This is a genomic window from Pseudoalteromonas sp. Isolate6 (assembly GCF_022398435.1).
GTDB classification, from domain to species: Bacteria; Pseudomonadota; Gammaproteobacteria; order Enterobacterales; family Alteromonadaceae; genus Pseudoalteromonas; species Pseudoalteromonas galatheae.
On the sequence record NZ_JAKEVK010000191.1, the window covers coordinates 1 to 8,993 of the forward strand.

At 46.7% G+C, this 8,993-nt stretch carries 10 protein-coding genes and 1 pseudogene; all 11 read right to left on the bottom strand.

What is annotated here, in order from left to right:
- Positions 1-172: 172 nt before the first annotated feature.
- Positions 173-601 (bottom strand): phage protein Gp36 family protein, encoded by a 429-nt coding sequence (locus tag L1D50_RS18770; RefSeq protein WP_239966586.1) that lies wholly within the window; start codon positions 599-601, stop codon positions 173-175.
- 3 nt (positions 602-604) lie between these two features.
- Entirely contained in the window at positions 605-1,042 is a 438-nt protein-coding gene (locus L1D50_RS18775) for an HI1506-related protein (RefSeq protein ID WP_239966587.1), read from the bottom strand.
- 33 nt (positions 1,043-1,075) lie between these two features.
- On the bottom strand, positions 1,076-1,984 hold the full coding sequence (locus L1D50_RS18780) for a Mu-like prophage major head subunit gpT family protein (RefSeq protein WP_239966588.1): 909 nt from the start codon (positions 1,982-1,984) through the stop codon (positions 1,076-1,078).
- Positions 1,984-3,153 (bottom strand): phage protease, encoded by a 1,170-nt coding sequence (locus tag L1D50_RS18785; RefSeq protein WP_239966589.1) that lies wholly within the window; start codon positions 3,151-3,153, stop codon positions 1,984-1,986. The genes L1D50_RS18780 and L1D50_RS18785 overlap by 1 nt, the downstream gene beginning before the upstream one ends.
- 78 nt (positions 3,154-3,231) lie before the next feature.
- A complete protein-coding gene (locus L1D50_RS18790; protein WP_239966590.1) occupies positions 3,232-3,903 on the bottom strand; it encodes a hypothetical protein in 672 nt (223 codons plus the stop codon).
- A 33-nt stretch (positions 3,904-3,936) separates the two neighbouring features.
- Positions 3,937-4,905 carry a hypothetical protein gene (locus tag L1D50_RS18795; RefSeq protein WP_239966591.1) on the bottom strand — a complete coding sequence of 323 codons (969 nt, stop codon included), beginning with the start codon at positions 4,903-4,905 and terminating at the stop codon, positions 3,937-3,939.
- Positions 4,906-5,067: 162 nt separating this feature from the next.
- Positions 5,068-5,523, bottom strand: a complete 456-nt coding sequence (locus L1D50_RS18800; protein WP_239966592.1) for a phage virion morphogenesis protein — start codon at positions 5,521-5,523, stop codon at positions 5,068-5,070.
- 104 nt (positions 5,524-5,627) lie between these two features.
- The gene (locus tag L1D50_RS18805; protein ID WP_239966593.1) at positions 5,628-6,965 is read right to left on the bottom strand and encodes a phage minor head protein; all 1,338 of its coding nucleotides are present in this window, start codon (positions 6,963-6,965) and stop codon (positions 5,628-5,630) included.
- Positions 6,958-8,517, bottom strand: a complete 1,560-nt coding sequence (locus tag L1D50_RS18810) for a DUF935 domain-containing protein (protein WP_239966594.1) — start codon at positions 8,515-8,517, stop codon at positions 6,958-6,960. Before L1D50_RS18810 ends, L1D50_RS18805 begins: the two co-directional genes overlap by 8 nt.
- A 2-nt stretch (positions 8,518-8,519) precedes the next feature.
- Complete coding sequence (locus tag L1D50_RS18815) at positions 8,520-8,666, bottom strand: hypothetical protein (RefSeq protein ID WP_157782780.1); 147 nt, start codon at positions 8,664-8,666, stop codon at positions 8,520-8,522.
- Positions 8,666-8,993: pseudogene (locus tag L1D50_RS18820) on the bottom strand (hypothetical protein); the annotation flags it as partial. The pseudogene L1D50_RS18820 and the gene L1D50_RS18815, both read right to left, overlap by 1 nt.

Sequence of the window (8,993 nt, forward strand, 5' to 3'; positions counted from 1 at the left end):
GTTTCTGCTAGCTGCTCGCCGTAGTAGAGATAAAACAAGGCCGGGGTATGATTGGTTTTGTCTATCTCTGCTAGATCGTCGAGCGCCTTAACGTGGCGTATGCCAGGCACTGCACTTAAGGCTGTTTCTAACAGTTGGCCCGCTGCTAAAAAGTCATCTTTAATTTCAAACATCAGATGAACCCTTTGGCTTTGTTGCGAGCAAATACGCTGCCTGCTGATTCCATCACGGCGGTGTCGTTAGTCTCTGCTTTATCACCTTGACTATCGATACCCAGCGACACTGTGCCTGCATTCACCGCTTTTAAAAACTTCACTGCATCCATGTAGCGTTGGTGAATATGCTCCGGTGCGTTATCGCCGCTTAAAAAGTAGCGGGCAATATCACAACAAATGCGCACCAATGCCGTGGGTACAATGTTAAGTGGCAGCGTGTAACGGCCAGATAAGTAGGCGTTAATCTCAGCTGTGGCATCTTCAAGGGCTTGCGTGAGCACAGCCATATCCACTTCACCTGGTGTGCTGTGTTCACGCTCAGTAAGCAGCACCAAGTCTTGGTGATTAAAGCGAGCTTGCATGTCTTCAGCGGCAGCGTAGGTCATGGCTTATTGCTCCTCGTTGACAACATGTGTTTGATACCAAGCCCATGCTTCATCTCGCTCGGCGGCTGACGGTTTTTGCTCGCCACTAATGCCATCCACTTCAAACGCCAACTCATCCACGTTGGGCTTTTTGGTTGGCTTCAGCTCATACAATGCTGCAATGATGTGCGCCAATTCTTCAGGGGCTTGGCTCAAGTCCAGTGCTACATCGCTGCCCACACTTCCTGACTCCAAGTGTGATTGCGTCGCTGCACTTTCACTTGCTTGTATAACTTGCACCGTAAGGCGTGTATCTTTTTTAAGCGCTTCAAGCTGAGGCTCGGTAACACGGTGCTCGTTAACGCCACGTTTGAGGGTAATGCTGGCGCGGCGGTAGCCATCAGGTTGCTGAGAGATAATGCGCACAGGGTAAATAGTCGGTTCAGCCATTTCATTTTTCATCCTATGGGTTGGCCCCACGTAGGGGCGCAGGTACTAGAGGTAGTCGGCAACAACCAGCGTTAAACGGTTTTTTAACTCGTTCGAGCTGTTGGCATCGAGTTCGCGTTCAAGTAAGCGCATGGCGACTTTTTCAAGGCCTGGTGGCACAACCAAGATGGTTGGGCGAATGCCTAGCTTGCGGCCGCCATCGGCTTTAAATTCGCGCATTTTCGTAATGGCATCCCACAGGTTGTCGGCATTCAGTTCACGATTGTTACCGAAGGCGAGTTGCCAAAAACTAAAGCCCGCAGCATCGCGACAATCGGTGCCGTATCTGAATAGCTTGCTGGTAAACACCGCTTCGTCATCCAGTTTGGTCATCGACGTAAATTGCGGCTTTTTGCGCTCTTGGAAAATAATCGGTTTAAGTACTTTTGAGGTGTCGAGCACATACCAAGCGGGGCCTGTGTATGCGCCATCAGCAGCCATATTGGCGACGCTTTCAACCGCGCCGGAGCCATCTACTTTTTCATACACGGGGTGGTCGGTATCAAAATAGTTTTGGCCGTCGTAACACAACGTCGTAAAACCAGAGGCTAACAGCGGGTAACACACTTCATCCGGGTGAATGGCTGCGCTGCGCCCCATTTCTTGCATCAGTGGTGCGTAAATGCCCAGTTCGTCGTCTTCAATGTCGTTACGGTCAACACTGATTGAGGCTTCCCAGTCGTCATTTACAATGCTGTAGGCGTGTGCTTTCATCGATTGCAATTGGCGGTCGCCCACCCATTTTTGCAGTGAAGGAAATTTACCTAACCAGCCATAGGTGTTGCTTTTGGTGCTTGAGGGTATCACCGTGGCAATTTGCGTAAACGACGGCTTCGCCTCGTCTAAGCCATTTTGAAAGTTCTTTTTAAACCCAACTTGTAGGCTGGTTAATAGTGCGGGGGTAATAATCGCCATTACTGGTCTTCCTCTTTCAGTGCTGCGTAATCTTTGTGGCTAATACCCAATTGGTCAGCCGCGTATATATCCTCGACAGACAAAGCGGCAACGCCTGTTTTGTCCTGCGATGGTGTTGGGGTTGGTTTGGACTGCTGAGCGTTTAGCGCTGCAATAGGTTGTCGGCTATCTAACACCGCATTGAGGGCGGCAAGTCCGCTTTGCTCACCAAGCTGCTTGAGGTAATCAATCTCGGCAGCAATCACGCGGCCCTCAGCTTTGGCTTTATCAATAGCGGTCTCAATAGTCACCCCTTGGTGCTGGCTATTGAGTGCGGCCAGTTCGCCACGTAGTGCATTGTGTACATCAACTGGCACAAACTTGGTTAAATCCACACTCGACGATGCTTGCTGAATCTGTGAATTCAAGGCAGCAATTTGTTTGTCTTTACCTTCTGCGCCATCGGCCTTGCTTTTCAGCTCGGTAATGGCCGCTTTGCCTTTTGAGATATGCTCGCTGGTAACATCACCGTCCACGGTAATGCCAAGCGCAGCAAGTAGCTGTTGGGCTTCGTTCATCTTGGGTGCTCCTGAGGAGTATTGCAGGTTTAACACTGCTACCTCTTCCATGCCCAGTACTGCGGGGTCATTGGTTAAGGCAACGTGAAGTAATTTGAATGGGCGACCTGTAGACTTGTCGTACGCAAACACGGGGCTAACGTAGCGGTACTCTTTATTGCGTAGCGCACTCAGTGCCGCCGTAGTCCACTTTACGTTCTTGGCATATACGCCTTCGCCTGGCACATATTCCAAACCGTCGGATGCAAACCAACCAGCCGCTGGCGCAGGTTGGCCGTTTTGTGCTTTAAATAGAGTTTGGTGGTCGTAATCAAAGAGGTAATCGTTAGCACGGCTAAGGGCGGCGGTTTTAAGATTGTTAAACGCCGTTTCATCCATTAGCCATTTGTTGCCAGGGACTTCAAATGGTCTACCGTCATGGCCAGAGAATGGCCCATCAGGCATCAGCAGCACGCGAGGGCTTATACCACTTTCTTCAGGTTCGCTTGCCAAGCTACATACCGCAAGGCCAAAATGCTGCGCTTGTGTATTACACACAGCAACAGAAGTCACCTCCATGTGTGATTGCTTGTGCTGGCAGTTTATGGATTGTTGCGTTGAGGTATTTTGCATGTTCTGGCACTAAAACGTTTGTCTTGGTGCCAGTATGTGGAATTGGGTTGGAAGTGTATTTTAAACTGGATTAAAAAATTAGGAGCTTGTTGCACCCGCATGCTCTAAAAGTTGCCGATATAATGAGACTAGCGATTCAAGCAGCTTATCGGAATACTCTTCAGTTACATCAAAATTAGAGTCTGGATGGTTCCTTTGTTCAAGCAACATGTTATCTAGACTCCATATAGGCAGTAATTGTTGAAACTGTTTATGCTTTGTGTAAAGTTCCCCATTAATTATTAGGATGTAATGGTAGTGTTTTTCGAATACCTCGCTATCGAGTCTATGTAACCTTTTTTGAAACTCGTGTAACCCATTAAGAACTTTAACGTGGTAATCACGATAGCGGTCTTCAGTTAACTTTCCAGTCACACTTAGGTTATTCCGCTTTCTGATCAAGAAATCTATGTTGACTTTCCAGTGATTTGTTTCTACCTCAAACCTTGGCTTGAAATCTTTCAAGATTTCTTGTGCAAGAGAAGATACAACCTTTGTCCTTTCTGCTTTTTTCCAAGAGTTTAAACCTTCAAAAGCAATGTATAGTGCCAGTAAAGGTACAGTTAATTCAATGAATTCTTTGACCAGAGAGAGTACTTCTGACCGACCTATTTGTTCCAAGCCTATTAAGTAGCCAATAAAAATCGCCATCAAATATGAAGAAGCTATTATTATATCGCTAGATATTTTACCGCGCAGTTTAGTTTTCATAGAAAATTTCACATATAGAGTAACTTTTAAGTTTTAAAGCTGTTTGGGTTTTAATTTTTGTTGGGTAGCTGCATAACGCTTTAATAGCTCATCTTTCGGCTGTCTGGAGGGGAAATAATTTGTCTCTCTTATGCAAAGATACTCTATTTGGCTAAAAAGCATAGATAACATAGATTGATTCATAGCGTCTTGGGCGTTCAAGTGTTCTGAGTCTTGTGCTTCTGAGTATTGCAACATGTGTTCATAAAGCTCGTCAAAGATGTTAAAAGCTGATAAAAACAGACTTGGTAACAGCCTCAGCTGTTGAACTTCTGGCCCCTCAAAATCACCATCGAAGATAAATTGATAAGTATCTCGTTTGAATGGTACATGTATCTCTGCTATAGATGTTCTTTTCTGTTCAAATTCTTCTATAGCTTTGTCAAGTTTTAACTCTTTCTTCAACCGCTTAAGTTTATAGTGTGCTTGTACAATGGCTTTACTGTTAATATTATCGTCGCTGAATACTGCTGGAAGAGTGATGCATTTTCTATTCATGATTTCTCTCAAAAAGTCCAAATGCTTTTGAAGTGCATGAACCAATTCTTGTTGCTTTGAGTGATATAACTGAGAGCTGAGAACTTGAGCTTGTTGTTCATGTGACTTTCGCGTTCTACGGAGTTCTGTCCTTGAAGCTTTAAGCTCTTGAGACTGCAAGCTAAGCGAGCATACTAGCAGCACAATAGTGAAAAAAGTCAGTAGTGGATTTAAGGTTCCACCAAAGAAATCTCCAAAAGCACCGAACTGGCCTCTTAATGATTCTAAGTTTTTGGCGTCGGATGTACGAGGTAACAAAGAGCTGAACCCATCTAGATATAATATGATGGCGCAGCCAATTACAATAATCGCCAATATAGTAATGGTTAACATTATTCTAGTGACTATTTTTGAGCTTTGCTCCAGTTTAAGCTCTTGATGTTGCTCTTGCTGATATAAACTTTTATCCTCACAACTTTTACACATTATTGGTAGCAATCCTCGATTTAATAATTATCAGTTCTCAGGCATTATCAAATGCTAATAGAAACGTTTCGAAACGCCTTTAACGACCATGTTACACCATACAACACCCAACGCTAGCACTTGAGTATGCAAAAACGCCTCAGAGGGCTTCTGAGGCGTTTTTTAGTTTTCGGTAAAATAGTTGCTGAGAGTGTCCAAAATATTGGTTTCTTCATTGAGGCTTATCCCTAAATACTCACGCTGTGGAATGGCAGCAGGGCCAGGCGCCATTTCTGGCAATCCTCCAAGGTTTTGTATAGCGGCATACGGTTTGTTACTACTAATCTGCGCCCAAAACGCGCCGCTGTCTGCGGCAATACTGGCAGCTAGCCCGCCAGCGCTTACTTGCAGCATTTGCCCACCTACACGTTTGGGGTTTTGTTTTAGGTAGTTTTCACTAAGTGCTGGCCATGCTTTGCCTGTTACAGGGCTGCGCTCGTCAGCAAAGGCCACTTCCGTGGCGCCTTCCATAATGGCGGCTATCTCGTTCATTGGGTCGCTCAGGTCATCAAAGCGCTGTGCTATTTGCTCAAGCGCCTTAGTTGCATCACCGCTTGTGAGTATTTCAATTGTGGTCATATTGTAATCACCGAGTTGTTGGGTAATAATTGTTTGTGGTGGTAGTGTTTCCAATGGGTAACGGTTATATGCGCTGCATATATGATATGAGTTCGAGTCTCATCCTACCGCCACACCTCATAGGTTCCTCCTTTGATGCCACCTTCAATGTCACCGCTGTCGACTTTAAACACATTAATTAGTGTGTCGCTGTTGCTGTCAAAGCGAACAATCACCTTTATAGCTTGCTCACCTTGGTTTATTACGTACAGTACCTCATTTCGCTCAGGTTCCCACAATACGCTCGCACCGCTTTGGTTAATCCATTTGCTTAGGTTGATATACTCGCTTAGCTCAAGTGCTTGTCCACTGGCTTTGTGTTTTTCACTATGGGCATGAGCAAGCACACGCTCAGACAATACCAGCGTTCTACTCGCATCAACGCCTTTATCTAAAAGCTTTTGGTTTATGTCATCACTTAAAAAGCTCACCACCGTTTTATGTTGCGGCCTTGGGCCAAATGCTCTAAGGCCAGCCTTATCGCCAGCAAGTTTTGCTGCTTGATACTGCTCTATACGCTCGATGCTTTTACGCGTCCATAGCTCAAAAGCTTTAGCCCGTTCATCACTATTGTTGAGCGCCTGAATGGTCTCAGCGCGTAACTGTACGTCTTCCACTTTGCCGAGCTTAACTGCCACGGCCACGTCAGTGCCAAAGGCTGACTGACCAGGCGAATAGGCCCAGCCCACATCTGGCGTCATCACATCGCCACTGGGTAACTTAACTCGTGCATGCTCAGTGGTTTTAACTTCGCCAGATTCGCGGCTCACAATCTCTGCATCAAATTGCTGTACATAGCCGCTGCCATCCTCCACGGTTAATCCACGCGCTTTTACTTGTGCCTCAGTGAGCGCACGAACGCGACAGCGACAACCCCAACCATTGGGTGGGTATATGGTTTGCCAAATGGGGTCATCAAACCTAAACACCTTGCCATGCAACAGTTTATGTTCAGGCCGTGTTTGTGCATCATCAATAGCAACATACTGCCAATACGGATGCGTTTTACTGCGAGCCAACATACGGCGATAGCGGCCACTCATATAGGCGGTTTGTAGATTGGTGCGATAAATATTGTTTAAGCGGTAGGGGCTACCCAGCTGGATTTCATCACCTTGCTCATTCTTGGCTTTGCCCCACCAACCCAATCGCTGAAGCTCAGGCGTTAGCTGCTCTCTAAATTGTTTTGCCGTTAAGCCCTCAGCAAGCGCTGTGTCGGTGTACTTGCGTATGGCCTCTAGTACTTCCATGCTCTGCACCCGCGCCACAGTAAATGCTTTGGCGTGCGCTGTAGTCAGCACATCATGCCACTCATCGCTTATCGCATAACTTTTAGATTTAAAGTAAGCCACCGCATCCTCAGGTGGCTTATTAAAGGCAATACTTAAATCCACCTTATTCATTAATCATGCCCCAAATCTCACTCACAAAAATCAGCTTGGCGAGCATTTCGGTTAGTTGGCCTTGGTCGATTGTGGGGTAAAGCTCGGTAAGCTCAATAGCTGCCAGTTCTTCACTTTGGTTAAGTTTATCTAGCAGCGGTTGCAGTGTTGCTTTGTACTCTTCGCGCATATCGCCACTGGTGATTGCATCAATGGCGGTATCTAGCTCTGTTTGTGTGCTGCGTGTTTGGTATTCCGCATTAAGTGCGGCCACTGCTGTATTGAGTGCCGCTGGGTTATTGCCTGGCATCGGCTCGGTTGGCATTTCCAATACCGCTTCGCCTTCGCCTGGTTCAGGTATGTTCAAACGCTCATGAACCCATGTTTTAGGGATCTGCATTCCAAGGCTCACTAGCGAGCGCAGTGGGAAAGCCAGATCGCGCATCTCATCACTAGTCGAGGTATCAAACTCAAAACGTGGCAACCGGCGATTACCGTTGTACGATTTACCATTCAGCGCGTACATAGGGTAGATCACATCGCGGTTTATGGTCTGCTCAAGCTGGTGCAAGTCGCTAAGGGTAATATCCTCTTTTACTTCTTGGTGGACACTGCCAAGGGCATTTGTGCTGGTTTTACCGTCCGCTTGGCTTGTCAGCGTGCCACCTAACACCGCTTTAGACTGAGTTAGTTCACACCACCGGATCATACTTTCAAACGGATCTGCTTGGCCGTTAGCTGCACTTTGAAAATCAATTTCCATTCCACGCGGTATGATACCGCCCGCGTTATGGCCAATTGCCATCACTGCACGCAGAAGCGTGGCTTTCTCTGCATCCGTTGCGCCACTGGGGTATTTGCCCACTCGTACAGGCAAACCATAGATCTCTAAAAACTCCGCTAAGTCTCGTACGCTAAAATTCTTAAATAGGAATGGCCAAGCAAGTACGGAGAGCAATCCAGCCCTATGGACATAACCCGATTTTGATTTATGAATATGCAGCGCCCAGCCAAATGGATTCAACGCTTCGCCTTCGTCGCTGCTGTCATTCAGCATAATGCGGTTAAAGTCTGTGGGGTGGGTTTTAAATATGTTTTGGTCTCGGTATGCGTAACCTGTGATCAGCTGCTGCTTCTCGATGTAGTCCCATTGCAACTCGTTGGCACAAAAGCCTTTTAGCATGGCGTCGGTTAAATCAAATTTAAAATCCGTAAACCAAGTCGCGTCCTCTAAGACCTCGGCGATCATTTCTGCGTCGCGCTTTTCAGCGGCTGAGGCATTACGTGGGGGCTTAATTTTCCAATCAAACCCAAGTACAGCGCGGCGACGCTTGCCCAGTTCGCAGCTTATGTGGCCGTCTTTGTCCTCGATGTCCTTTGCCAAGTCGGCCATCGCGGCCAAATTGCCTTCTTCCGCTTCTTTTAGCAAGCTGGCCAGCTTTGCAGGGGTTAGCCCCTGCGTTGGGTGTTCTGCATATTGCCTAAGCAACATGCCCACCTGAGCATTTTCTTCAGTTTGATTTTGATCTAGCTTATTAATTGATAGCGGATCGCCATTAATGTCTACTAGCATAGTTATACTCGCAAAATAGGTTTGATTGATACCACGTACACATCGAGGTCAAGGGTGTAGCGCTCTGCGGCTTCATAGCTGGGGGCTTCAATATCAATAAAGCCGCCTACGGTGGTAAAGATGTATTCGAACTTGATACGCCAGCGCATTACCAGCACCCCGCACCCTGAAAACTTCCTAGGTCGTCGTAGTTAAAGTCGTTGCTGCCGCTCTTGCTTGGTAGCGGGGTGAACTCAATGGGGCAACCGTCCATCCAGCAAGCTCGGTTAGCCATACATAGACCAACCGCAAAGTCACCGTGGCGCTTGTCTGTTTTTTTACCGTCATGATCTTTAGTTTTGCCCTTATCAATCTTGGGAATACCGTTTACCACTTTGATGTGGCACATATCATCCAACACATTTTGATGACGTGGGATCTCGATATTGTGATCATCTAGTTCACCTTTTAACTTGGGCATCCACTCGGCATACCAG